The organism is Nocardia sp. NPDC046473 (assembly GCF_040645995.1).
In the GTDB taxonomy this organism is placed as follows: Bacteria; Actinomycetota; Actinomycetes; order Mycobacteriales; family Mycobacteriaceae; genus Nocardia.
Genome location: NZ_JBEYZJ010000004.1, coordinates 158,310 through 182,931 on the forward strand (window position 1 = coordinate 158,310; position 24,622 = coordinate 182,931).

27 protein-coding genes and 1 other RNA gene are annotated in these 24,622 nt (G+C 66.7%); 13 read left to right on the plus strand and 15 right to left on the minus strand.

Annotated features, from left to right (window positions below; translation table 11 throughout):
- Positions 1 to 2: 2 nt before the first annotated feature.
- Entirely contained in the window at positions 3 to 884 is an 882-nt protein-coding gene (locus ABZ942_RS15110) for a CHAD domain-containing protein (RefSeq protein ID WP_357382163.1), read from the plus strand.
- A gap of 327 nt (positions 885 to 1,211) precedes the next feature.
- On the opposite strand, the gene ABZ942_RS15115 is transcribed toward ABZ942_RS15110, so the two are convergent.
- Positions 1,212 to 2,645 carry an RNB domain-containing ribonuclease gene (locus ABZ942_RS15115; RefSeq protein ID WP_357382165.1) on the minus strand — a complete coding sequence of 478 codons (1,434 nt, stop codon included), beginning with the start codon at positions 2,643 to 2,645 and terminating at the stop codon, positions 1,212 to 1,214.
- 16 nt (positions 2,646 to 2,661) lie between these two features.
- Positions 2,662 to 2,994, minus strand: coding sequence for a hypothetical protein (locus tag ABZ942_RS15120; RefSeq protein WP_357382167.1), 333 nt, complete (start codon positions 2,992 to 2,994; stop codon positions 2,662 to 2,664).
- 429 nt (positions 2,995 to 3,423) lie between these two features.
- Here ABZ942_RS15120 and ABZ942_RS15125 point away from each other — a divergent pair, with 429 nt between their 5' ends.
- Positions 3,424 to 3,801, plus strand: a complete 378-nt coding sequence (locus ABZ942_RS15125) for a hypothetical protein (RefSeq protein WP_357382169.1) — start codon at positions 3,424 to 3,426, stop codon at positions 3,799 to 3,801.
- Positions 3,802 to 3,995: 194 nt separating this feature from the next.
- On the opposite strand, the gene ABZ942_RS15130 is transcribed toward ABZ942_RS15125, so the two are convergent.
- The 3 genes from ABZ942_RS15130 to rnpB all read right to left on the minus strand — a co-directional run bounded on the left by ABZ942_RS15130 (position 3,996) and on the right by rnpB (position 6,152).
- A complete protein-coding gene (locus tag ABZ942_RS15130) occupies positions 3,996 to 4,982 on the minus strand; it encodes a slipin family protein (RefSeq protein WP_357383173.1) in 987 nt (328 codons plus the stop codon).
- 115 nt (positions 4,983 to 5,097) lie between these two features.
- Entirely contained in the window at positions 5,098 to 5,541 is a 444-nt protein-coding gene (locus ABZ942_RS15135) for a hypothetical protein (protein ID WP_357382171.1), read from the minus strand.
- Between the two features lie 197 nt (positions 5,542 to 5,738).
- Positions 5,739 to 6,152, minus strand: an RNA gene (rnpB, locus tag ABZ942_RS15140) — RNase P RNA component class A.
- A gap of 76 nt (positions 6,153 to 6,228) precedes the next feature.
- On the opposite strand from rnpB, the gene ABZ942_RS15145 reads away from it, so the two are divergent.
- The 5 genes from ABZ942_RS15145 to ABZ942_RS15165 all read left to right on the plus strand — a co-directional run bounded on the left by ABZ942_RS15145 (position 6,229) and on the right by ABZ942_RS15165 (position 9,630).
- Positions 6,229 to 7,116 (plus strand): alpha/beta fold hydrolase, encoded by an 888-nt coding sequence (locus ABZ942_RS15145; RefSeq protein WP_357382173.1) that lies wholly within the window; start codon positions 6,229 to 6,231, stop codon positions 7,114 to 7,116.
- Positions 7,117 to 7,295: 179 nt separating this feature from the next.
- Positions 7,296 to 7,814, plus strand: coding sequence for a TrmH family RNA methyltransferase (locus ABZ942_RS15150; RefSeq protein WP_357382175.1), 519 nt, complete (start codon positions 7,296 to 7,298; stop codon positions 7,812 to 7,814).
- A gap of 198 nt (positions 7,815 to 8,012) precedes the next feature.
- The gene (locus ABZ942_RS15155) at positions 8,013 to 8,411 is read left to right on the plus strand and encodes a hypothetical protein (protein WP_357382176.1); all 399 of its coding nucleotides are present in this window, start codon (positions 8,013 to 8,015) and stop codon (positions 8,409 to 8,411) included.
- Positions 8,412 to 8,719: 308 nt separating this feature from the next.
- Positions 8,720 to 9,004 (plus strand): hypothetical protein, encoded by a 285-nt coding sequence (locus ABZ942_RS15160; protein ID WP_357382178.1) that lies wholly within the window; start codon positions 8,720 to 8,722, stop codon positions 9,002 to 9,004.
- Positions 9,005 to 9,051: 47 nt separating this feature from the next.
- Positions 9,052 to 9,630: an NUDIX domain-containing protein gene (locus ABZ942_RS15165; RefSeq protein WP_357382180.1), complete on the plus strand. Its 579-nt coding sequence runs from the start codon at positions 9,052 to 9,054 to the stop codon at positions 9,628 to 9,630.
- Here ABZ942_RS15165 and ABZ942_RS15170 read toward each other — a convergent pair.
- Positions 9,618 to 10,472, minus strand: a complete 855-nt coding sequence (locus tag ABZ942_RS15170) for a phytanoyl-CoA dioxygenase family protein (RefSeq protein WP_357382182.1) — start codon at positions 10,470 to 10,472, stop codon at positions 9,618 to 9,620. The genes ABZ942_RS15165 and ABZ942_RS15170 overlap by 13 nt on opposite strands.
- A gap of 46 nt (positions 10,473 to 10,518) precedes the next feature.
- Here ABZ942_RS15170 and ABZ942_RS15175 point away from each other — a divergent pair, with 46 nt between their 5' ends.
- The gene (locus ABZ942_RS15175; RefSeq protein WP_357382184.1) at positions 10,519 to 11,097 is read left to right on the plus strand and encodes a TetR/AcrR family transcriptional regulator; all 579 of its coding nucleotides are present in this window, start codon (positions 10,519 to 10,521) and stop codon (positions 11,095 to 11,097) included.
- Between the two features lie 483 nt (positions 11,098 to 11,580).
- Entirely contained in the window at positions 11,581 to 12,357 is a 777-nt protein-coding gene (locus ABZ942_RS15180; protein ID WP_357382186.1) for a class I SAM-dependent methyltransferase, read from the plus strand.
- 114 nt (positions 12,358 to 12,471) lie between these two features.
- On the opposite strand, the gene ABZ942_RS15185 is transcribed toward ABZ942_RS15180, so the two are convergent.
- Positions 12,472 to 13,983 (minus strand): cytochrome P450, encoded by a 1,512-nt coding sequence (locus tag ABZ942_RS15185; RefSeq protein ID WP_357382188.1) that lies wholly within the window; start codon positions 13,981 to 13,983, stop codon positions 12,472 to 12,474.
- 112 nt (positions 13,984 to 14,095) lie between these two features.
- Between ABZ942_RS15185 and ABZ942_RS15190 the strand changes: the two genes are divergently transcribed.
- Positions 14,096 to 15,280: a sensor histidine kinase gene (locus ABZ942_RS15190; RefSeq protein ID WP_357382190.1), complete on the plus strand. Its 1,185-nt coding sequence runs from the start codon at positions 14,096 to 14,098 to the stop codon at positions 15,278 to 15,280.
- The gene (locus ABZ942_RS15195) at positions 15,277 to 15,900 is read left to right on the plus strand and encodes a response regulator transcription factor (RefSeq protein WP_357382192.1); all 624 of its coding nucleotides are present in this window, start codon (positions 15,277 to 15,279) and stop codon (positions 15,898 to 15,900) included. Before ABZ942_RS15190 ends, ABZ942_RS15195 begins: the two co-directional genes overlap by 4 nt.
- Before the next feature lie 43 nt (positions 15,901 to 15,943).
- Here the strand turns inward: ABZ942_RS15195 and ABZ942_RS15200 are convergent, their stop codons facing one another.
- From ABZ942_RS15200 to ABZ942_RS15210, 3 genes are all read right to left on the minus strand, one after another.
- The gene (locus ABZ942_RS15200) at positions 15,944 to 16,447 is read right to left on the minus strand and encodes a DinB family protein (RefSeq protein WP_357382194.1); all 504 of its coding nucleotides are present in this window, start codon (positions 16,445 to 16,447) and stop codon (positions 15,944 to 15,946) included.
- Positions 16,448 to 16,900: 453 nt separating this feature from the next.
- On the minus strand, positions 16,901 to 17,839 hold the full coding sequence (locus ABZ942_RS15205) for a MerR family transcriptional regulator (RefSeq protein WP_357382196.1): 939 nt from the start codon (positions 17,837 to 17,839) through the stop codon (positions 16,901 to 16,903).
- A gap of 56 nt (positions 17,840 to 17,895) precedes the next feature.
- On the minus strand, positions 17,896 to 18,939 hold the full coding sequence (locus ABZ942_RS15210; protein ID WP_357382198.1) for an epoxide hydrolase family protein: 1,044 nt from the start codon (positions 18,937 to 18,939) through the stop codon (positions 17,896 to 17,898).
- Positions 18,940 to 18,977: 38 nt separating this feature from the next.
- On the opposite strand from ABZ942_RS15210, the gene ABZ942_RS15215 reads away from it, so the two are divergent.
- Positions 18,978 to 19,538 carry a TetR/AcrR family transcriptional regulator gene (locus ABZ942_RS15215; RefSeq protein ID WP_357382200.1) on the plus strand — a complete coding sequence of 187 codons (561 nt, stop codon included), beginning with the start codon at positions 18,978 to 18,980 and terminating at the stop codon, positions 19,536 to 19,538.
- 13 nt (positions 19,539 to 19,551) lie between these two features.
- On the opposite strand, the gene ABZ942_RS15220 is transcribed toward ABZ942_RS15215, so the two are convergent.
- The 5 genes from ABZ942_RS15220 to ABZ942_RS15240 form a co-directional block, all read right to left on the minus strand.
- A complete protein-coding gene (locus ABZ942_RS15220) occupies positions 19,552 to 19,992 on the minus strand; it encodes a VOC family protein (protein WP_357382202.1) in 441 nt (146 codons plus the stop codon).
- A 135-nt stretch (positions 19,993 to 20,127) separates the two neighbouring features.
- Complete coding sequence (locus ABZ942_RS15225) at positions 20,128 to 20,949, minus strand: alpha/beta fold hydrolase (protein WP_357382204.1); 822 nt, start codon at positions 20,947 to 20,949, stop codon at positions 20,128 to 20,130.
- Positions 20,950 to 21,027: 78 nt separating this feature from the next.
- Positions 21,028 to 22,047 (minus strand): NADP-dependent oxidoreductase, encoded by a 1,020-nt coding sequence (locus tag ABZ942_RS15230; protein WP_357382206.1) that lies wholly within the window; start codon positions 22,045 to 22,047, stop codon positions 21,028 to 21,030.
- A gap of 91 nt (positions 22,048 to 22,138) precedes the next feature.
- Entirely contained in the window at positions 22,139 to 22,624 is a 486-nt protein-coding gene (locus tag ABZ942_RS15235) for a hypothetical protein (RefSeq protein ID WP_357382208.1), read from the minus strand.
- A gap of 152 nt (positions 22,625 to 22,776) precedes the next feature.
- Positions 22,777 to 23,751 (minus strand): hypothetical protein, encoded by a 975-nt coding sequence (locus tag ABZ942_RS15240; RefSeq protein WP_357382210.1) that lies wholly within the window; start codon positions 23,749 to 23,751, stop codon positions 22,777 to 22,779.
- A 194-nt stretch (positions 23,752 to 23,945) separates the two neighbouring features.
- Here ABZ942_RS15240 and ABZ942_RS15245 point away from each other — a divergent pair, with 194 nt between their 5' ends.
- Entirely contained in the window at positions 23,946 to 24,518 is a 573-nt protein-coding gene (locus ABZ942_RS15245; RefSeq protein WP_357382212.1) for a helix-turn-helix domain-containing protein, read from the plus strand.
- Positions 24,519 to 24,622 lie beyond the last annotated feature (104 nt).

The following is a 24,622-nucleotide window of genomic DNA, read 5'->3' on the forward strand; positions in this document are numbered from 1 at the left end:
CAATGACGGCCACCGCAGGCAAGGCCATCGTCGCGGCACTCAGCGACAACGTGGACCGGCTGCTGGCCGCTGAACCCGAGGTGCGCGCGGACGAACCGGATTCGGTCCATCAGATGCGCGTGGCCACCCGCAGGCTGCGCAGCGTGCTGCGCTCCTATCGCGGACTGTTCGAACGGACACCGGCCAGGACGATGGGCGAGGAGCTCAAGTGGCTGGCCGGTGTGCTCGGCGTGGCCCGCGACGCCGAGGTACGCGCCGAACGCTTCGAGACGCTGCTGACCAAACACGGCCAGCAGTCCGGACATTCGGACGCCGACCTCGAATTGGTGACCGCCCGGCTGGTCACCGCCGAGAACGCCAAGTACTCCGACGCGCACGCCGACGTGCTGCTCGCGTTGGACAGCGTGCGCTACCGCGAGTTGCGCGACGAGCTCAACAAGTGGCGCACGGATCCGCCGCTGCGTTCCTCCCGGGCCGGGGTGCCCGCCACGGAGTTCTTCAACGTCGTGCTGGAACGCGACCGTGACCGCGTACTGGGCCTGATCGAGCAGGAAACCACCGTCACCCCCGCCGAGCGGGTCGAGCTGCTGCACGATATCCGCAAGAGCGCCAAGCGATTACGCTACTCCTGCGAGGCCGCCGAGCCCGTCCTCGGCACCGACGCCAGCGATCTCGGCACCCGCGCCAAACGACTACAAACCGTCCTGGGCGACCACCGCGACGCCGTCGAATCCCAACACGCCATCTACGGCATAGCCGCCGACGCCGGCGCCGCAGGCGAAGACACCGCCCTCTACCGAATCCTGGCCGGCGCCGAAGACACCGCCGCCCGCCAAGCCCTCACCCGCTACCCGGACGCCGCCGCAGCCCTCTCCAGCGACTAGCCCCACGCAGCCCCCGTCCGGCGACAACCCCGCCACTGCCCCATCAGCCGCACTGTCTCTCGTGATCAGCACCCTCAATAGGGCCCTAGAGCGAGTGCAGATCCCGAGAGACAGTGCAGCTCTCGTCCGACACCATCCGCTTCGACCGTCCGGCACCCCACACACCCACACCCCCACTGTCAGCCGAACACCGCTTCTGTGACCCGAACACCCGCTATAGCGGGTGTTCGGGTCCGTCAAAGGGTGTGAACACCCACTGCGTAAGCCGCATACCCGGCGTGTAGGGGGGTGCGGAAAGGGTGTGGACAGAATGCTTTTGGGGTGGGGTTAGGCGGGGTAGGCGAAGCTGATCTTGCGGGTGGTGGGGTCGGCGGAGACCAGGCGTACTCGGACAGCCGCACCTTCCGGGGGGCCGCCGACGCACGGGCCGAGGACTGGTGGGTCGGCGACGAAGATTTCGGCGGCTCGGTTGCCGTTGGCTTCGCGGACGACGATCGCGTCGAATTCGGCGCCGGCGCGTTCGGCGAGCAAGGTGGACTCGGCGAGGTCGATGCAGGCCCGTTCCACCTTGCCCGCGATGGTGTCGCTGCGGCGCATGCTGTCGGCGGTGTCGGCCAGGCCGTCCTGAACCCATTGCGGCACTTCGGTTCCCGCGCAGCGGGCCAAACAGATCTCGGTGCTGAATCGGTCGGTCAGCCTGCGCAGCGGCGCGGTGACGTGCGCGTACGGTGCGCGGATGGCGCTGTGTTGCAAACTTTCCGGGGTCGCGGTCGTGACGTCGCCGTTCACCACGGTGTAGGACGCCCCACGCATCAGACTCGTCGCCTCCGACATGAGCACGAGGGCGGCGGGCGTATTCGGATCCAACCCGGCCAACATCTGTCCGACCGACAGATCGTCGGGCCATTCGACGCCCAAAGCGGCCGCCGTGCGATGCATGGACGCTATCGCCGACTCCGCCGGCGGCGGCATCGTACGCAGTAATGCCGGCGCTCCCGCGTCGATCATGATGCGCGCCGCACACATTCCAGTCAGCAGTGAAACCTGCTCGTTCCAGTCGTCGGCGGCGGTCCGCGGCTCGACAATCAGCCGCCAATGACCGTCCGAGTTACCATCGCGCACAATGCTCTGCGCGGGCAGTCGCAACCCGATCGCGCCACGCAGCAGGCCCGCTTCGATGCGCCGCGTGCCGAATTCCGGCAGGGCAGCTATCGACGGATGCAGTCGGCCCGCGTCGGCGTCGCCCTGCACGCCCGCGTAGTCGAGCCTGGCGCGCGAACGCACCAGCGCCCGCTGCACCGAAAACCGTTGTGGTTCAGCCTTTTCATCGAGCTCGATGGTCCACAGCGCGGCCGGCCTGGTCTGCTCGGGCAGCAGGCTCGCGGTGCCTTCCGACAGCACCGGCGGATGCAGCGGCACCGTGCCGTCGGGTAAGTAGAAGGTTTGCCCCCTGGCGCCCGACTCCTTGGCGAGCGCGCCGTACGGATCGATCACGGCGCCGACATCGGCGATGGCGTAGTGCAGGACGAAGCCGGTGGCGGTGCGTTCGAGATGCAGGGCCTGGTCCAGATCCATGGCCCCGGGCGGGTCGATCGTCACCAACGGGATGTCGGTGCGATCGGCCCGGTCGCCCGCGAACGCGTCGGACGCGTCGCGGGCTTCCGTGCTGGCCTCGACGGGATACGTCGAGGCCAGGCCGAATTCGGAACGGATGGCGCCGAAATCTACCGGCGCCGAGACGATCCGCTGATGCAATTCCACGCTGCGAGTGCCAGACCTACTGCAGCGCCAGCATGGTGCCGTTCAACGAATCGAGCGGCCCGTACACGGTGAAGGTGACATGTCCGCCCGGGACGGCTGCCGACACCGCGGCCGCCGCGTCCAACGCTTCACCGAACGAAGCCGCCGAAGGATGAGGCAGACCCCCGAGGGTCTGTCCGAAACGGTTCTGGGCGACCCAGACCGTGTCAGCCGGGCTGAGGTCGACCTGCACCCCACCCGGCAGCGGCGTCACCGCTACGGCACTGGCGGCGCCAGCACCCATCATGGCGAAAACCGAAGCAGCCCCGGCGATCAACGCGCCGGCGACCAGTGAGCGAACAATCCGCATAGAGTTGAGACCTGCTTTCCCGCATTCGAAGTGTGAAGGGCTCGTTGCGGCCACGCAACGGGCCGTGCCAACGCGCACTACTTTATGACGTCGATCACGGTCCGGCTAGTTACCGGCGCATACGCACGGCGAGTTCGCCGCTCCGACATGGCTGCGACGTGGCTGCTAACGTGGGCCGCCGTAGCGGGTCTCACACTTTGCCCGCACATTTCGAAACGTCCTGTACGTCGACAATTGGGAGTTCCACAGCTATGTCATCGATTCTGTACGACTACCTGTTGCCGCTGCTCGGGGCAGACCAGGCAGCGTATTGGGCCCAGGTCTTCGTCATCGCGCCGGTCTGACCCACAAGCCTTCTGCCACAACAAGTCGCCTCCCGTTCACCTGACGGGAGGCGACTTTGGTCCCGGACCGCTAGCATCCCGCTCCGTGATCAGAACTACCGCCGCTCTCGCGGCCAGCGCGACCCTCTTTGCCCTGCTGCTCACCGGCTGCGGGGACGACAAAGCCAGCAGCACCCCCTCCTCCTCCGCTCCCGCCGCGCAATCCAACGGTGACGCGCAAGTCGTCGACAACGTGAAGGCGGGCGCCTTCGTCGTCAGCTTCCGCGGCGCGTTCCCGAAACTGGCCGACGGCAAGGACGACACGAAGATCGCCGGCATCCTCAGCGACACCTGCAAGGAGATCAAGGCGAGCAAGTCCGAGGACGACGTCGTCAAGAGCATCACCAAGCGGGCGTCCGGCAAGGCCGAGGCGACCTCCGAGGAGGCGAAGGCCATCTACCAGATGGCCAAGATGATGTGCTGAGTTACCGCTCTTTCAGCCACGGCAGGTAGTCGGGCAGATATTTCAGCAGGTAACCGATCGTGATCATGGCGATGATGGCGATGACGGGGATGAGCACGGACATAGGTCCGGTCCTTACGTTGTGCTACCGGTGCGGGTCGTACGGCGCCGCCGAAAAACGGCGTCGGTACTCGTATCGGTATACGCCGGTTGTGTTACGTGCGGGTGCTGTTTTCCGTCGGCGCTTCGTCCGGCGGATCCAGCTGTCGTTGCCCGGGGCTCGGGGGGATCGCCGCGGGTTCGCCGGCGGCTACCGCAGACTGTTCGGCCGCTGCCACAGGCTTATCGGTCAGTGCCGCCGGTTGATCGGCGGCCGCGGCAGGCGCGTCGGCCCGTTCCACCGGTACCTGTTGCGGCGCAGGCGGATTGGCGGGCACCTGCGGCGTGCTGCGCTCCAGGAAGCGGAGCAGCTCCACCGGGAACGGCAGCACCAGCGTCGAATTCTTCTCCGCCGCAACCTGAACCACCGTTTCCAGCAGGCGCAGCTGCAACGCGGCGGGCGACTCCGACATCTGCGCGCCCGCCTGCGCCAGCATCTTCGAGGCCTGCAATTCGCCCTCGGCGGAGATCACCCTGGCGCGGCGTTCACGTTCGGCCTCGGCCTGACGGGACATCGAGCGTTTCAGCGAATCCGGCAGTGCCACATCCTTGATCTCCACCCGATCGATGTGCACGCCCCACCCCAATGCCGGGCTGTCGATCATGATTTCCAGGCCCTTGTTCATTTCCTCGCGATTGGACAACAGGCTGTCCAGGTCGCTCTTGCCGATGATCGAGCGCAACGACGTCTGCGCCACCTGACCGACGGCGAACAGGTAGTTCTGCACCTCCACCACCGCGAGCACCGGGTCGAACACCCGGAAGTACACGACGGCGTCCACCCGCACCGTCACGTTGTCGCGGGTGATGCCCTCCTGCGCGGGCACCGGCATGGTGACAATCTGCGTCGACACCTTACGCATCCGGTCGACGAACGGAATGATCATCCGCAGTCCCGGATCTCGCGTCCCGACCACCCGCCCGAACCGGAAGATCAGCCCCTTCTCGAACTGCGTGACCACCCGCGCGCTGGCGGCCGTCAGCACGCCGCCGGCGAGCACTCCCACCCCCACAATGCTGCCGAGAATGGCGGCTATGTCCATGCCTGCCCCCGAATCGCGCCCGCCTGCAACAGGAGCGGGCACCTGGGCGCTCCGGCCCCGCGGCTACCACCATCATGGCACCGCGGAACCGGCTGCGGCAGAAGATCAGCTGGTGTTATTTGACGGTCAGCCGCTTGATGGCCGTGCCGTTCTGGATGCCCTGCTGGGTGTCGCCCAGCACCAACGAACCGACCACGCGCACCATGTCGCCCGCGGCGGGCGTGAACGGCTCGAAGTCCGCGATCTTCGCGGCGGTGACGGACACGGTCTGGCTTTCGGCATTGCACTTCGCCTTGGTCTTGGCGCCGACAGTCTGCTCCGCGCCCTCGCCGGTGCTGCGGACGAACACCTGCAGCATCACGTCCTTGCCGGTCGCCTCGCAGGTGTAGGTCACCGAGACGTCCACCCCGCTGCCGCTCACGGCGGCGGCGGTGATGTCGACGTTGTTGACGGTGGGTGGCGTCGCAGGGGTGGTGGTCGGAGCGGCGGCTGCGACACCGGCGCAGGCCACGGTGGCCAGTGCACTTGCGGATGCGAGGGTGCTCGCGCGACGCAGCATGGTGTGAACGTTGATGACGATCTCCTAGCAGTCGATCCTGCGGCGGCCCCGAATCGGACACACCGCACAAAACCTCGACCGACAATGTACTGGTATCCCGCCCGCCCCGGTCGCCCCAATCATCTGGCCACAGAGTGGATCTCAGCCGTTAACGCGCAGTTCGCCCGGCGACCACCGGCGGATCCGCACTCGAAGGGCGGACGAGTTGGCCTGTAAGCCGGATCCTGTCCCCGGTTCGCACCGGGGGGCGACCATCCATCTGGACACACCGTTGCCGGGTGCCTCGAGCGGTCCACCCGCAGGCTCGGGCGAGCAGCCCTCGAACACCTGCGCAGCCGCACCGCGAACGATGCGACCTTTGACCTTGCTCCGGGCGGGGTTTACCTAGCCGCCCCGGTCACCCGGGGCGCTGGTGCGCTCTTACCGCACCGTTTCACCCTCACCACACGACCCGAAGGCCGTGGGCGGTCTGTTCTCTGTGGCACTGTCCCGCGGGTTGCCCCGGGTTGCCGTTAGCAACCGCCCTGCTCTGTGGAGTCCGGACTTTCCTCGGCGTCGAGCGGCGGCACACACGTGCCCGTTCCCGATGCCGCGGTCGCCCGGCCAACTCGTCCGCCGTATCAGAGTACTGGCCGCCGCACACTCCGCCAGGACGCGGGGCCCGCCTACGCAGTACGGTTGGCTGCCATGGAACGTGTCGAGGTCGGCTTCCCCTCCGGAAGCGAGCAGTGCGCCGCCTGGCTCTACCGTCCGGATGGTGCGCCCAAGCCCCGTCCACTCATCGTCATGGGACACGGCCTGGGGGCGAATCGTGAGATGGGACTCGACCGCTACGCGCGGCGCTTCGCCGCCGCGGGCATGGCCGTGCTGGTGTTCGACTACCGGCATTTCGGGGCCAGTCAAGGCGAGCCACGGCAGGTGATCCGGATCGGGCGCCAGCGCGAGGACTGGCAATCCGCCATCGCCTACGCGCGCACCATCCGCGGCATCGACGCGACCCGGATCGCGCTGTGGGGCACCTCGTTCAGCGGCGGGCACGTGCTGGCGGTGGCGCCGCACGACGATTACCTGGCCGCGGTGGTCGCCCAGGTTCCGTTCACCAGCGGGTGGTCCTGCGCGATGGCGAAGGGGCCGATCAGCATGACCAAGGTGACCGCGATCGCCGCCACCGATCTGCTGATCGGGCCGCTGCGGCGCAAGCATGTCGGCATCCGGTTGGCCGGGCGCAAGCGGTCGGCGGCGTTGATGAGCGCGGCCGATGTGCCGGAGGGTAACGGCAGGCTGGCCGAGGAGAGCGAGCACTACAAGCCGAAGGTGGCTGCGCGCGTTGCCTTTTCGGCACTGTTCGATTCGCCGGGCAAGCGCGCCAAGTCGTTGAAGATGCCGGTGCTCTACGCGTTGTGTGACAACGACTCGATCACCCCGATCAAGTCCGCGCTGCGGGCCGCGGAACGGACCAAACACGCGGTCGTGAAGCGTTATCAGGCAGGGCATTTCGATATCTACTTCGATGATGTCTTCGAGAAGGCGGTGTATGACCAGACGGAGTTTCTGGTCTCGATCCTGCGGCCGTGAGATGGTGGCGGCGGCGCACTCCTCGGCCCGGCTGGTGTCGGCCGGATCAGCCCGTGCCGTATCGTGGAGGTCGTTGATTTCTCGGGCACTTCTCGCCCCTGTCGATGGCCCGATGCGCCGCGAAGCATCATTCTCATGAAACTTGTGCTGCTCCACGGGAAGGCCCTTCCCGTCCGCCGGTGACCGCCGCGCGGGCCAAGTCCCGCCCCGACCTGCGCCGCGAACGCCGCCAACGCGCCCACGGCTGCTGGAATCACCTCATCATCGCGCCGCTGTGGCCCAAACACGGCGTCAACCTCGGCACCATGCTGCGCACCTGCGATGCCGTCGGCGCCTGCATGGCAGTCCCGCGCCGCCCCTGGATCCCCGACGCCCTCGCCCACGGCAACACCCTCCGAAAACCCCAGTGCGTGCACTGGATCAACGGCCGCGTAGACCGCTGGCTCGAACGCCAACGCACCGGCGGCTCCGCCATCGTCGGCGTAGAACTCACCGACGAATCCATCCGCCTCGCAGACCTCCCCACCGCCCGCCGCCGCACCATCATCGTCCTGGGCCACGAATCCACCGGCATCCCACCCGAAGGACTGGAACTCCTCGACACAGCCGTCGAAATCCCCATGGTCGGCACCGGAAACAGCCTCAACGTCGCCGTCGCCGGTTCGCTGGTGCTGTACAAGTTGGCGGGCTTGTGTTGACGAAAGAACGCTCTGTGCTCTCAAAGCCGCGGGCTGGGCTCGGTTGCGCGATAGCGCCGGCAGCCACACCATCGACGGTTGCCGCACCGGCAAACATGATGTCAGCGTCCCGGACGGACACAAATCCATCTCGCCGGGAGTTGTCCGCACCATCAACAAGGCTGTTGCGTCCTGTGATTGCACGGAGGAGGAAGAACAGTGAGCAAGACAATCACCTACGAGATTCACGCGAACCGCGTCGACCGGTGGTGGGAAATCATCATCCCCGACATCTACGGTGACGATCCGTGCGGACAGGCACGGCACCTCACTGACGTCGACTATGAGGCGCGCACCATCATCGCAGCCAAACTCGATGTTCCGCTCTCTCAGGTCGACACATCGTTGATCGTTGACGACTTCGGGGGCGCACGCGACATCCAACCGCGTACCGAACGCATCGCCGCGCTTCGGATTCAAGTAGATCGCCTGACGAGCGAACTCAAGGCAGAACAAGTCGCGCTCGTGAAAGAGCTTCGGCGCGAGGAGGTTCCAGATGTCGACGTAGCGGCCCTACTCGGCGTGGCGCGCCAACGAGTAGGCCAGCTCGCTGGGTAACCCACCCCGTAGCCACTCCGGCCCCGCACTCCCCTGATCATCGACCACCCGAACCCACTCGCCCTGCTCAGCCTCGTCACCTGGCTGATGTGGGTGGTCTGGCTCGCCGCCTACGGCATCACCCTGTTCCGCCTGCAACCCGCGCGACTCGACCACCAGCTCGTCGCCGCCTGACCTCGGCACCCACCGTGGCAGCCGCACACCCGGCATGTACTGGGTGCACGGCTGCCAGAGTGGGTGTGCGGCAGGGTGTTTCCCGCGGCGGTAGATTACGGGCGGACGAACCGTCCGGAATCGAGGGAGCCGCGGTGACAGATCCACTGATCTTGGAAGCTCGACGCGTCCACCTGCTCGAGCAACTGCGCGCGTTGCGGCGCGGCGTGACCGAACTCGCCGAGGGTTATGGCGCGCTGCACACCTCGGGCTTGCTGATCGACACCGACGGCATCGGCGCCCTCACCACGCCCGCCTATTGTGTGGCGGGCGCCCGAGAAGTGTTCGAGGAGGCGACGATCGAACTCGACGCCGCCGTCGACGCCCTGGACCGGGCCGGCATGTACACAACCCGACTCCGCGCGGTCGTCCTGGACTGAACCACGGCACGGATTCCTGTCGGTGCCCGTCGCTACAGTGCCCGGGTATGAACCCCGCGACTGCCGTCGTCGCCGAGATCGTCAGTGGGATCGCACCATTCGATACGCTCGAACAGGAGCACATCGAGGAGGCATTGGCCTGGCTGGCGTCCACCGATGACGTATTTCGCCGCAGCAAACCTGCGACGCCGCGACGGCATCTGGTCAGCTACGTCGTGCTCGTCGACCCGGCGGCGCGGGCGGTGCTGCTCGGCCGCCACCGCCTGGCCGGATTGTGGCTGCCGACCGGCGGGCATGTCGATCCCGGGGAGCATCCGCTCGCGGCAGCGCGGCGTGAGGCAGTCGAGGAGATCGGCGTCGAAGCCGACTTCACCATCACCGGCACCGACCCGCTGTTGCTGACCATCACCACCACCCGCGGCCCGGACAGCCACGACGACGTCAGCCTGTGGTACCTCATCCGCGGCACCCGCTCGCAGCACTACCCCCTCGACCCACGCGAGTTCAGCGCCGAACGCTGGTGGGACATAGACACATTCGCCATCCCGGACGGCGACCCGCACTTCGGCCGCTTCCTCGCCAAATTGGACTCCGTGCTGGGCGCAGCGGCCCGTCACAAAGGTTGAGCGTCGGGTTCCAGTAGTCGTTTCGGGTGCATGCCGTCTACTTGGCCGATGAAGGGTGGGTGGATGCTGTAGCCGAGCATGCGGCGGATGTCCTCGGACACCGCGCGCACGGTGTCGCGGGTGGTCGACAAGGTGAACGCTTCTTGGGGCCGTAGCCATGGCTCGCAGTATTGGGCGGTGACGGCCAGGCGCGGATGCTGTGCGCGATTGGCACCGCCCCCATGCCAGAGGGTGCCGACGAAGAACACGCACGAGCCTGCCCGCATCACCACGGGTTCCCGCTCGCTCTCCTCGGGCATGCGGTGACCCCACCGGTGGCTGCCCGGAATGATGTCGGTGGCGCCGTTGTCGGCGGTGAAATCGTCGATCGCCCAGATCGTCGCCGCACCGAGCGCGGCGCGGGGGCGCGGCAAGGGATAGAAGCCGTCGTCGGTGTGCAGCATCTGCGCCTGCTCGCCGGGCAGGATGTTGATCACCTGCAGCATCGACAGCAGGTAGTTCGGTAGGAACAACCGGTCGAGCAACGCCAGCACCCGCGGATGGTCCGCGATCCGATCGCAGCTCCGGGTCTTGTTCAGCACGCTGTACACCCGCTGGGTGGTTTGTCCTTCGAACAGGTTGCGGCCGCGCCGATCCAGCAGCGGCGCCACCGCTTCGCGGATTTCATCGAGTTCGTGCGGCGTGAGCAGATCGGGCAGGATCACGTATCCGTCGCGCTGGAGCGCGGCCAGATCCGCCGCGCTGACCGCCGCGTCGACGCTTTCGCCGCTGCTCGCGGTCCGGCGGTAGGTCCCGGCCAGATCGCCGCCCAGGTCCGTCAACGACGACACTTCGGTACTCATGGCGGCTCCTCCGGTAACATAACTGAGTTCTGTTATGATTCCGACTATGGCACGCGCACCGATCGGACGTCAACAACTACTCGACGCCGCCCGCGACGAACTGGTCCGCGGCAACGGTGTCATGGAACTCAGCGCGCTCACCCGCCGAGCCGGTTTGAGCACCGGCGCGCTCTATCACCATTTCGGCTCCAAAAGTGGTCTGCTGGCAGCGATTTACGACGCGTTCTATAAAGGACTCAGGCACGCCACCGCCGACGCGCAGCTGCCCGCCGACGCCGACTGGGCCACCCGCGAACGCGATCGCACCTACCGCTTCGTCGCGTACCACTTCGCCGATCCCCTGGCCCCCGTCCTGCTCGACCGCACCGCCCTCGACCCGCAGCTCACCGAGCTCGAAGCGGTCAACATCCGACACCTGAGCGACAGCGCCGCCACGAACATCCGCCACGGTCAAGCCCTCGGCCAGCTTCCCGCCGACATCGACCCCGACAGCGCGGGCGCCTTCGTCATCGGCGGACTCCGTCACGGAATCGCCCAGCAACTACGCGCCACCCCACTCCCCTCCCCCGACCTGGCCGCCGAACGCCTCTGGCACCCAACCGCCGCCGCCCTCGGAATCCGCTGACCCGCACCCGATTCCGCGTAGCGCGCGCCTGCTCCTCTGTCGTGCCGGACGACAGTGCTGATCAGACGCCGCGGGTGTAGTCGAATTCGAATGGCGCCATCGCCTCCGCGACTGCGGCTTCCACCCCCGCGGCCGCGCGCGAAGGGAGGCACACCGTGATCCTCATACCTGCCATACCGCCATCAGATCACCCCGGCGGCATTGCATTCCGGCACGACAGCCAGCCAAGGCAGACGGTGCTCGTACGGCAGCGTCCGGCCTCGAGTTCGCTCCGGCGGCGGATTCGGCTCGCTGAGGACCCGACGGCGGCACTGGTCACGTGATCATGGGGAATTGAGGTTGGCATCGGCCGAGAGGCCAACGGCACCAGTTCCCTGTGATCATTTGTCCAGCTGCGTATCTCGCAATAGCTGAGCATCCCAGGTCGGCAGCGGGCGTGGCGAAAGGCGGATGTCGGCTATGCGGCACGCATACGGTGACCGTATGGAACAGGATGTGCGGGAACTTCATGCCCTGTCGTTCGGCCCGGCGGCGGTCGAGTATGCCGAGCACCGCCCGGACTATGCGCCTGCTGCGGTGCGGTGGGCGTTGGAGTCGGCGCCCGGTGCGCGGGTGCTGGATCTCGGGGCTGGAACCGGGAAGTTGACTGTCACACTGGTTGCGTTGGGCGTCGATGTCGTTGCGGTCGAGCCTGATCCGGCGATGCTGACTCAGTTGCGCGGCGCGCTGCCGGATGTCCGGGCCCTGTCGGGTAGTGCCGAGGCGATACCGCTGCCGGATGAGTCCGTCGATGCCGTGCTGGCCGGAAACGCCATGCACTGGTTCGACATGGCCGTCGCGGGGCCCGAGATCGCCCGCGTCCTCGCACCCGGCGGCGTCCTGGCGGGTCTGTGGAATGTCATGGACGACCGGGTCGACTGGATTGCTGGGCTCGAGCGAGTCAGCGGACGCGCGGCCATCGGCCCGCGCGACACGTTCAGCAGCTGGCGTGCCGCGACGGCCGGCCTGCACCTTCCCGACACCAACGCGAGCGCCCGCTTCGGCTCAGCCGAACAGTCCGAGTTCCCACACGGACAGCGTCGCACCGCCGACTCCCTGGTCGCGACCATCGCGACCCGCGCCGGGATGCTGGTCATGCCGGAGCCGGAACGCGAGGCCACCCTCGGCCGCATCCGTGCCTTCCTCGCCAGCCGACCCGAGACCAGCGGCGAATTCGCCCTCCCAATGCTGACCGGCGTACTGCGCACCGGCCAGCTGTGAAAGTCGTTGCGGCCCTGCAGGGGAAGCACGCGGTGAGCAGATCGATCGGCCACTGAGCGAACTTCGTCGGGTCCGTGTTTCCGCGATTCGCCACCGCAGCGACGATTCGCCGCCTCAGTGACGGAGGGTCTGATTCCTGTCGCGATCGACGGCCCGGTCGCTCGCATACATAGGGAGCGGTCCGTCGGGGCCACCGGTGAAGGAGAGCTGGGGGCGGATCGGCTTGGTGGTCGCCAGGTCCAGACCGATGCGTTGAGCGATAGTCGCCAGTGCGAGCACAGCTTCGGTGTTGGCGAAAACGTGAGCTACGCACATGCGCTTTCCGGCACCGAAGGGCAGGGTGGCGTGGCGTTGTGCGGTTGTCAGGTTTTCGGTCAGGTAGCGGGTCGGGTCGTAGCGCTCGGGGTTCGGCCAGACTCCGCCGTGATGATGCGAACCGTGCAGGCTGATCACGATGGTGGTGCCTGCTCGAATCGGGAAATCGCCGAGCAGGTCATCGTTTTTCGCAACGCGGGCCAGCCCGACGACGGGCGGATAGAGTCGCATGGTCTCGGCGACAACGGCTTTCGTCCACGGCAGGGCGTCCACGTCGTCGGCGGTGGGGATGCGACCGCCGAGCACGTCGTCGAGTTCGGCGTACAGGCGAGCGCGGACATCGGGGTGCTCGGCGAGCAGTTTCCACGTCCAAGCGAGCGCGGTGGCGGTGGTTTCCATCCCGGCGCCGATGAATGTCATGAGCTCGTCCCGGATTTCGGCGTCGGTGTAGCGGCGCCCGGTCTCCGGGTCGCATGCCGCCATGAGCAGCGCGAGCAGGTTGTCGCGGTGGGTGATCGCACCGCTGCGGTGATCGGCGATGAGCTGATCGATCACCCGCTCGATGTGCCGCAGATCGGCGACCATACCCGGCGCGACCAGCCAACTGGCCGCGCGCATGACACGCATGGGTAGGTCATGCCGGTTGGTGAGTTCGGCGAGGGCGCGCAGCCGACGAATGGGCGACACGACGAACCCGAAGCTGAAATAGCTCAGCAAGCGGGCGACAGTGATCGCCGACATCGGTCCGGTCAGGTCGACACCGAACATGGTGCGGACGACGATATCGAGAGTGAGCCTGCTCATTTCGGCGTTTACGTCGACGGGTGCTCCGTCGGCACCGAGCAGCAGAACGCGCTCGGCGCAATCGCGAGCAGCGTCGGTGATCGGGCCCGCGAATGCGGCGATGTTGCGTTTGCCGAACACCGGCTGCACCAGCCGCCGATTCTGTTGCCAACGTTGCTCGTCCAGCTCCGTGACCAAGCCGCGACCGAGTCCCACAGCGAGAATGTCGTAGTCCGCGCTCTTGGTGTAGTTGGCCTGGTTGGTGACCAAAACATGGCGCGCCAGCTCCGGGCTGCGCACCGCGACATAGCGCCGGAATGGCATGCGGGCCACCACGATGTCGTCCTGGCCGGGTAGCCCGGTGCCGTAGAAGTCGGCGACGCTGCGGCTGCGCCAGCGCGGTGCCACCTGAGCGGCGATCTTCCACGACTGCCACCAGGACACTCGGGTGTGGTGCCAGCGCAGCAACGCGGGCTGCCAGCGCGGCGGGTAGAGGGTCGGATCGGGCGTGACCGAACTTGTCGTCATGGTGAATCCCCTTGTTCACGTGGCCTTTTGTCGCAGCGTATGCCGATATGGCGGGGTGAACGTCCACCGTTCGAAGGACACGTGGCTGCCCGATCCGGGCTATCGTCGAAGCATGACAACGCGCGGCCCGGCCGCGGTGGGGTGGGACTCCTGGGTCCGGATCTGGGCCGCGTATGTAGTGGGCGGCATCCTCGCCACCGGCGTTCTCGTGGTCGTCCTGCGGCGCGAGTTCGCCGGGAACATGTGGACGAGTTTGGCGGCATTGGCAGGTTTACTGGCGTGGTCAGCGCTGTTGGCACCGCGCCGCAACAACCCAGAAGCGTTCTATCGCCGTGCGGTGAATAGGAACTCGGTGCTGTTCGTGGCCGGCGTACTGGTGTTGTTTCTCGTTGCCGCCTGGTGGTCACCACAGGCCAACGCGGCGCTGATGGTGGTGTATGCACTGATTTACATGGCGCTGCCGGTGCGGTCGGCGATACTGGTCGCCTGCGCGATCAGTTTCACGCCACTGGTCTATTCGCTCATAAGTCAGACGGAAGTGCCGATGGGCCTGACGATCTCGCTGATCTCGGTGGTGTTCAACCCGGCGATCGGGGCGACGATCACGCTGGCCATCGACCGTGGTGGCCAATTGGCTGTGTTACTGCACGAGCTCGAAGGCAGCCGCGCCGATGTCGCGCGCCTGTCCCGCGAAGCCGGTACGGCCGACGAACGTGCCCGCCTGGCACGGGAAATCCACGACACCCTCACTCAGGGCTTCACCGGCATCGCGGCGCTGGCACAGGCCGTGGAGTCGGAGTTCGATGCGGATCCCGCTGTCGCACGCCGCCATATCGCGCTGATCGAAGCCACCGCGCGGGAAAACCTGGTCGAGGCGCGCACCATGGTCGAGGCCTTGACTCCGCCGGAACTCGGCACCGGTCCGTTGGCCGAATCGGTGCGGCGGCGCTGTCGCAGGCTCGCCGACGAGACGGGTATCGACGTGGTCGTGCAGCTGGATCCGACTGTGCCACAGCTCGATACCGCGACCGAGGTGGTGCTGCTGCGTGCCGTGCAAGAGGCGCTGACCAACGTGCGCAAACACGCACACGCCGACAGTGTGCACGTCACACTCACCCGAACCGACTTAGGCGTGCGACTGTCGGTGGCGGACAACGGAATTGGTTTCGATATCGATGACACCGACGGATTCGGCCTGCCCGGCCTGTACAGCCGGGCGCGGGAGATCGGCGCGACGGTCACGGTTACCAGCGGCTCGAGCACGGGCACCCGGGTGGATATCGTGGTGCCGGCGTGATCACCGTCCTGCTGGTCGACGACCATCCGGTAGTGCGGGAGGGTCTGCGCGGAATGCTTTCCCGGGAAGCCGATCTCGCTGTTGTCGGCGAGGCAGCCGGTGGGACGGAGGCCGTAACGGTGGCCACCGCGCTCCGTCCCGACGTGGTGCTGATGGACTTGCGGATGCCCGAAGTCGACGGCGCCGCGGCGACCGAACAGATCCTGGCCGCCTGTCCCGACACCCGGGTGGTCATCCTCACCACCTACGAGACCCACACCGACATCGTGCGCGCGGTGGAGGCAGGAGCCAGCGGATACCTGCTGAAGGGCAGCTCACGCGCCGAACTCGCCGCCGCCGTGCGCGCGGCGGCCCGGGGCGAGACCGTGCTGGCACCGTCGGTCAGCGCACGGCTGCATTCCCGGCGGCAGCACCCGCGGGTGGCACTATCGGCCCGTGAGGTGGAGGTCCTCGGTCATGTCGCGCACGGACTGACCAACGCCGAGATCGGTCGACTCCTGCACATCAGCGAGACAACCGTGAAGACCCATCTGCAGCGCGCGTTCACCAAACTCGACGTCTCCGACCGCACCGCCGCCGTCACGGCAGCCCTGGCGCAAGGATTGCTGGCGACACCCTGATCCCACCCTGTCGTACAAGCACGATCGGCAGGTTGCCGTAGTTTCACGAGTTCGGCTGTTGCACTTGGGGATTGTCGATCTGTTCGCGGAGGATGTCACCGTGTCCCGCGTGCCTGGCGAACTCCTGGATCATGAGGAGCAGGGTCCAGCGCATGCTGACAGTGCCCTCGCGGGGATTGTCTTTGGTGTCGTCGAGGGCGAAGCGGGCTGCGATCTCGCGTGATCGTTGGCTTGCGCGCTCGAACTCGGCGATGACGTCGGCCAGGGATTCCTTGTCGGCGACGGCGAAGGTACCCAGGTCGCGGCGGGAGTAGCCGTCGCATTCGGACTCGTCGAGTTCGGCCCAGAAGCGTTGGAACCAAATGCGTTCCGCGGCGGCGGCGTGCTTGAGCAGTGAGATCGGGGTGGTCAGCGACGCGACGAGTCGGCGGCGGGCGTCGGCATCGGACAGGCCGCGGGCGGTGTCGATGAGCGCTTGACGGTTGCGGTCGAGCATGTCCTCGATAATGGCCCGCTCGGCGCCGATGGTAATTGGGTTGGTACTCATGGGATTTAACTCCATTCGTGGTGTGGTTGGGGTTCGTCATGGTCGACCTGATTCGCACAGGACAGCGATCGGTCTCGGAGAGGGAGAAACGTCCGGCGTCAGGGGACGACCGGGAAGAAGGGGGCATTCGATTCGCTCGTCGCACGGAGCGAGGCGGACGGGAGTCGACACCGCAGCCAAGGCCGGCCAGGAGGCTACTGCCTGGAGTCACTGTAGCGCACGCGGCGGCGGGATCTCCCGACACCGAAAGTGCTATCAGGCTGAATGATCGCATCGCCGCTAAGCTTTCGGCGGCCGATTGTCGCCGGAGTCGGTGCGTGTACAGCGCTGACCCGCACCGACTATCGCGGCCACCATTGGGCAAGCGTCGGGCATCCGCTTGATCAGCGGATGAGACCTGCTGCGGCGAAGTCGCTCATACCCCGACGGCCCGCACGGGGCCCGGCAACGTCGTTACTTGGCAGGGTGACTGCGTAGGGCTTGACCGAACCAGGTGAAGACCGGTTCCAAGTCCGCCATCGGCGGCCAGCCGTTGATAGTCGCCACCAACTGCCAATACCGCGTCACCCGAACGTCGTTGGCGACCGCTAATCGCTCGGCCACCCAACGTCGCAGATCGGCATCATCAGGCTTGCCGAAGGTTTCGGCATAGCGCGCGGTCAACGTGTCGACAACAGCCGCCGCTTCGACAGCATCCGGTGCTACGCCTGCGCCCAGCGCTCGGCCGACTTCCGCGCGCACGGTCTCGGTCAAGTCATGATGCAAGCCGGTACTGTCCCCGTCGGCTCGTTGCTGCTCCTGATATTCGGCCATCCGCCGCACCGCGGCCCGAAAGTCGTTGTCCTGCACCAGCTGCACGAGTTCCATCCACGCCTCGACCTGGTCGGCGGCGGGCTCCTCGGGCAGGTCGGGCATGCTCGAGCGCAGCAGCTCCACCATGGCCGGATTGGCGTCGACGCCGCCGAAGGTGTCATCGATGAAATCGTGGATGTAGCGGTGCCGTTCGGTCTGGGTCAGGTTCACCAGTTTGTGCATCAGGTCCATCTCCTGTGGTTTCGATTCCCGATTCGCGACCGCCTGTAGCACCGCGCGCCGCAAACGCAGCACCCGGATCTGTGCCGCCAGCGCGGCCGCGTGTGCCGCGGCCACCTCGGCCAGCGAGGTTTCGCGGGCGAGCACGCGCCGCACCGTCGGCAGATCGATATCCAGTTCGCGTAATGTCCGGACCAGTTCCAGACGTGCCAGCGCGTCGATGTCGTACAGGCGATAGCCGGCCGGGCTGTGGCTGGTCGGCGGGACGATCCCCTTGTCGGAGTAGAACCGAATCGTCTTGACCGTCAAACCGGTCCGCTCAGCAAGTGCTCCGATGGTGAAGAGCGTCTCGTCGTCCATGTCCCCAGCTTGCTGCCTCCCCCTGATGGAGACTCAAGTCGACCCGGATCGCGATATCAGCAGCCGCCCAGCTCGACCGCGCGGCGTACGTCGTCGGCGTAGGCCTCGGGCTGTTCCCAGGCTGCAAAATGGCCACCAGCCCGGTGTTCCACATAGTCGCAGATGTTCAGGAACGCTTCGGCATAGCTTCGCGGCTCCGGTTTGATGTCGCGCGGGAACACGGAAAGCACTGTCGGCGTGGCGATTCGGTCAGGGAGGGTGGCCGGTTCGGCATAGGTGGCGAAGGAGGTGCCGATCGTGCCGGTGACCCAGTAGGCGGTGACCCAGGTGAGCAGCTCGTCGGTAGTGAAAGCCGATTCGTCGGACCAGGACTCCAACTTCTCGATGATCCACGCCGCGAGGCCGGCGGGTGAATCGCCCAGGGCGACAGCGAGTGTGTTCGGTCGCGTCGATTGTTCCGCGATGTAGCCGCCCTCGGTCCGGAACCACTGCGCCGACCGGTCGAGGTAGGCCACCGCGTCCGGCGCGAGCTTCGACCGGTCCGCAGTCAGCGCACGCAGCGGGGCAATGTTCGTGAGGTGCAGGGCAGCCACCCGGTCCGGGTGTTCGCCCGCGAGGATTTCCGCGACGGTGCCGCCCACGTCGCCACCGGACAGCGTGTATCGCGAGTAGCCGAGCTCAGCCAGCGCGTCCGCGGCGATCCCCGCGATCCGGTTGACCGACATACCGGGACCGGTGAGCGGGGCCGCGAACGGGAAGCCTGGCAGCGCGGGAACCACCACGTGCATGTCCGTGAGCAAAGGCAGGACGCGCTCGAACCGCAATACCGAGTCCGGCCAACCGTGCAGCAGCACGACAACCGGGGCGTCGGGATTCGTGGAACGCTGATGGATCACCCGCAGCTCGGTTTCGCCCGCCTGCACTGTCACCCAAGGGAACTCGCCGATGCGATGCTCGTGCACGCCCCAGTCGTACCCGTTCGCCCAGCGTTCGAGCAGTTCGTCGAGACGGGTGCCACGGATGCCGCGCGTTCCGTCATCACTCCACGGGGTCGTGACGCGCCGCGTCCGCTCGAGCCGTTCCCGCATCTCGTCCATCATGTGTATCAGCGTACACATATATGTGTATGCTCGTACACATGACTTTGCGCAACGCGGCAGCCACCCGGCAGCGGATCCTGGAGCACGCGCAACACCAGTTCGCAAAGCACGGGTACACGGCGATCACGGTCAAGGGTGTGGCCGACGCGGCTGGCGTGTCACCGAACCTCATCACGCGCTATTTCGGCGGCAAGGACGGCCTTTTCCTGGCGGCAACCCAGGTGGAGATCCCGGTCTCGAACTCGTTCGACGGCGACCGTTCCACGCTGGGTTCGCGCCTCGCGGCGAGCATCGTACAGCGCTGGTTCGGCGCATCCGGGCAGGATCCGCTACTCGTGCTGCAACGCGCGTCCGGCGAACGCCCGGAGGCGGCCGAGGCGCTGGCCGTCTTCCTCGACAGCAACTCGCTGGAGCCGCTGCACCGCTATCTACGCGACAGCGGCCTGGACGACGCGGAGGCCCGCAGCCGAGCCGCCGCGATCGACGCCTTCGTACTCGGCGTCTCGACCCGCCGCCGAGTCCTGCGTGCCGAACTCGGCGACCCCGCGGATCTCGAGGCCTGGCTCAGCGCCACCATCCAACGCCTCGCCGACGGGTGAGTCAGCAGCCCCGTCAGCCGATCTCCTCGGCCAGTCCGACGACGATGCCCTCGGGCCCACGGACGTAGCAGAGCCGGAAGATCTGCTCGTAGTCTTCGATCTCGCCGACGAGTTCGGCACCGTGGGCGCGCAGGCGGGCAACGACGTCGTCGATGTCGTCGACGGCGAACATGATGCGGCGAATGCCCAGCGTGTTCGCCGGTGCGTTCTTCGGTTCCGCGCGGATCGCCTGCGGCGTGTGGAACTGCGCCAACTCGACCGCACCCGGGGCGCCCGGAATCCGCAGCATCGCGACGTCCTGCCGGACATCGTCGACCCCGATCACCCGTTCCACCCAGCGCCCCTCGACCGGCCCCTTGTTCTCCAGCTCCATCCCGAGCTCGACGAAGAACGCAATAACAGCGTCGATGTCCTCGACAACGATGAGAACATTGTCCATCCGCTTGATCGCCACAGCCCTATCTCCTTTGCTAGCAGGTTCGGTGCGACAGTAATGACGTGTGGCGAGAACGAAACTCATCGCCGGGCAGATTCGGGTGCTGACCGGATCGGCCACCCCGCGATGACCGGCCGATCGCGCACCCGTGGCTCATCGGCTGGGCGAATCCTGCTGGTCATAGGCTGCCGCAGTCTCGCGGACGGCGGCGGCGACGGCGCGGAAGTCCTTGCGCAGGATGTGCGAGTGGTTGCTCGGCACCTTCGCGCTGACCTGGAGGTTGGGGTTGCCAGCGAGGACGGGATCGAGCGAGGCGCGCACCGCCTCCATTTCCTCTTGGCCGCCACCGAGATTGGCGCCGGTCGCCAGGACGTAGCGCATCGGGCAGGTCACCTGGTCGAGGACCGGCGCGAGAGCGGCATGGAGTTCATTGGCCTCGATGTTGATGTCGGCGTGCTGCTCGGCGCTCATTCGTGCGGCCAGGCCGAGCGGTCGGGCCAGCGGCAGCAGAAAACGCATCTTGTGGAACAACTTTCGGATCCGCTCACGACCTTCCTCGCCGGTCAAGCCGTAGGGCAGCGCGCCGTCCACACACACCACGCCGAGCACGCGGTCGGGATTGCGCTCGGCCCAGTGCGCCGCGAGCAATGCGCCGTAGGACCAGCCGACCAGGATCGGCCGGTCGGCGCCGGTCGCCTCGAGGATGGCATCGATGTCTCGCAGACACGCCTCGAACGAATAGTCCGCCGACCGCTTCGACTTGCCGCGGGCCCGCTCGTCGAAGCTGATGTGCCGGTAGTCATTACCGAGCTCGGCGATGACATGCCGCCACGGCCGCCGATCGGCGTAGGAGCCGTTGAGGTAGACGACCGGCACGCCGGAGCCACGGGTGTCGGTCACCGACAGTGCGGTGTCTTCGACGGGCACCATGCCGGTCCAGGTCGAGTTGGTCGAGTTGGTCGCTGCGCTGTTCATGGGAACACTGTCGCCAGCCCGGCTGACACCGACCTGACGCTGACCTGACACGCCCGCTGACGCGATGTTCAACCTGGGCTACGGCAGGGGCTCGGGTGCAATACGGAGCAGTTGCTTGCCGAGGTTGCGTCCCTCGAACAGGCCACGCAGCGTGGCGGGCGCAAGTTCGAAACCTTCCTGGATGTCTTCGGCATACACGATGTGGCCCTGGGACATCCATTCGTGTAATCGACCGAACGCCTCCGGAAATCGATCGACGTAGTCGAGAAAGATGAACCCTTCCATGCGTGCCCGCTTCAGTCCGAGCTGCATATAGTTGCGCGGTCCGGGAGGCGGGTCGCCCGCCGTGTAACCGGAAGAGATGCCGCCGCAGACGACGATTCGGGCCCGCTCGGCGATATTCGCCAGCCCGGCGTCGAGGACGGCACCGCCGACGTTGTCGAAGAACACGTCGATGCCGTCGGGAGCCAATCCGCACAGCCGCGCCTCGACGTCGTCGGCCTTGTAGTCGATGCACGCGTCGAACCGGGCGACCTCGGTGACCCAGGCACACTTGGCCGTGCCGCCCGCGATCCCGATCACCCTGCACCCCAATGCTTTCGCGATCTGGCCCGCGATGGATCCGGTCGCACCGGCGGCTCCGGACACCAGCACGGTCTCCCCCGCCACCGGCCTGCCGATATCGATCATGCCGAAGTAGGCGGTCAGCCCGGTCGCCCCGAAGACGCTGAGCATCGCCTTCGGATCAACGCCCGGCGGAACGACATTCAGCCCGAGCAAGCCCTGCCCCGAGGCGATCGCGTAGTCCTGCCACCCGACCATCCCGCAAACCCAGTCTCCCACTGCGTAATCGGCGCTGTGGGAGGCCACCACCTGCCCGACGCCACCGGCTCGCATCACCGCACCCAGCGGCACGGGATCCAGGTAGTTCGGACCGTCGTTGAGCCAACCCCGCTGCGTCGGATCGAAAGCCAGCCAGACCACCCTGACGAGCGCCTCGCCCGGACCCAGTGTCGGAACGGCGCTGCTCCGAAGCTCGAAGTTGCTGTCGTCGACCAGTTCTGCCGGTCGTTCGACGAGGATCCATTGGCGATTCACCCGGCGAAGCTAGCCCGCCGATCTGCGCACTGTCATGCCAATTTCCGAGTCTCGCACCGAGACTCGGAAAGTGGCGGGACAGGTTCCTACGTCAGAAGGGAGCTGGTACGTCGATGGTCAGCTCGGCCGGGGCGGGGTTCGTGCTCACCTGGACAGCGACCGGGCCGGAACCGTCGAGCGTGAAGAAGGCGGAGTTCCACCCGTAGTGACTGTCGTACTGGGTGGTACGGGTATCGGTCATGCTCGCGCCGGTATTCAGGTTGCGCATCGTGACCGTCGTGGAGATGGCGCAGTTGTTCGGGCCGGCGGGCGCGGCGGACAACGAACCGAACGGACTACTGCTCGCATCGGGCGTGAAACTCACCGTCACCCGTGCCGTGCTGTCGATGAAATCCGCGAACTCGCGGGCTTGCTGCCCCTGGCTGGCCGAGACCTCGGCGGAGACCGTCCCCACGCACCCCGGTCCGCCGTCGATGTGTGCGGGTTCGAACTTCACCGGTTCCACCGCGACTGCTGGACCAGCGGATATGACGAACGCGACCATCGGAAGGGTCGATACTGCCGCAAACTTCAGCATGCCTCGCATCATGACTCCCATCCTCGTGCGGATCTGCAGTGGATCGATCTGTGCTCTTCCATCACTACGAATCCAGCAATTATCTAGCAAAGTTTCACGGTAGCAGAGCGAAACCGACCACATCGACTCGAGCTATCCGCTACGCAGGCAAGCTATAGGCGGGCTTGCAGCCAGGCCACGATAGCGGCAACGGTGTCGGGATCCAGGCGGGCGTCATCGGCGTTGTAGCCCGCCACGACCTGGGCCTGGGCCAGTCCCGAACGTGGTCGCGGCTCGTGTTTGAGCACATGATTCGCGTCCTCGGGGAACAGGAATGTCACGTTCTCGCGTCCCGCCGCCGCGCTCTGCAGCGGCCCGCCGTCGGCCTGCCAGTCGACCTGGATGTCCTTCTTGCCGATGACGACCAGAACAGGCACGCCGACTCGGCCGAGCGAGGCTGCGGCATCCGCTGTCCACAACTCGCGAGCGAAGGGCAGGTTGGCCGGGGTTTCCAGGGAGCGCAGGATGTTCGTAACGTCTTCTGGGAGAGCAGGATCCGGGGCACACGACTCCCCCGCCAGAAACCGCGTGATCGACGCGTCGTACAGGTCGAGCAGCTCCGCGCCGTGCGGGATGGCCGCCGCCTGCTCGGCCAACTGCGACCGGGCGACGTCACCAACGGCTCGACCCGGAGCACCGGTGAGAACCAGCCCGGCGAACGGGATTTCCGGATCGGACAGCGCGTAGTTGAGTACGTGCAACGTCCCCTCACTGTTGCCGAGTCCGAAAATCCGATCGCCGCGGATGTAGTCCTCGGCCGCGAGGATGCGCACGGCCCCGATGAGCTCGTCGAGGTGGCTCTGCATGCTCAGCTTGCCGATCAGCAGCGGAATGGTCTCTCGCACATGGGGTCCCGACGCGCGCTTGTCGTAGCGCAACGAGGCGATTCCCGCCTGCGCGAGGGCCTCCGCCAGCAGTCGGCCGCTTCCGTTCGTTCCGGGAAGGAGGGGTGAAGTCCAGTCGCGGTCGGTGGGACCGCTACCGGCCACGAAGACCACACCGGGGAATGGGCCGGGTCCGTCGGGCCGCACCAGCGTCCCGTACACGGTGGTCGGTCCGAGCTGCCAGCTGACCTCGTGGCTCTGCACGCTCGTATCGTATGCCCTGCGCAAGCCCGCCGGACGGCAGCGGAATCAGTCGCGATCGGCGCCGCGTTCACAGCGGAATGCACCGGAGCGTGTTCGGATAGTTCGAACACCGGATAGACTCCGAATCGGAACGCCGCTCCGAATATGCGGCAGGTTTGCCGGACAAGCCGTGACCGGCAGGAAGGGAGTGCCGCGTGAGTGCACGCGACGAGCCACTGCCGACGAAGCGCGCGGACGCCCAACGCAACGAGAAGGCCCTGCTCGATGCCGCCGCGTCGGTTTTCGTCACCGACGGCGTGGACGCGCCCGTACGCCGGATCGCCACCGCGGCGGGCGTCGGCATGGGCACGATCTACCGCCACTTCCCCACCCGCGCGGACCTCGTCGTAGCCGTCTTCCGCCACCAGGTCGATGCCTGCGCCGAAGCCGGGCCCGCCCTGCTCGCGACAACGTCGTCACCGTTCACCGCGCTCGGCAAATGGGTGGATCTGTTCGCCGACTTCCTCGCCACCAAGCACGGCCTCGCCGCGACGATGCGCAACGACGCCGAGGCCTTCAGCACCCTGCACGCACTGTTCGTCGACCGCCTCGTGCCGGTGCTCGACGACCTCCTCACCGCCGCACGCAACGCGGGCGAGATCACCGCCGAATTCACCGCCTACCAATTGCTCCGAGCGATCGGCGACATCTGCGCAGGCGCGGAAATGGTGGACGCACAATACGATTCGCGCCTCACCATTCGACTGCTGTTGAACGGATGCCGGTAGGGCCGCGCCACCCGCCGAGACCGCGGTCAATGGTCCGATCCGAACCCGAGCAGGTCCGCGGCCGCATGACTGCGGCGGGTCGAGCTCGAAATCGGCGGGGCACA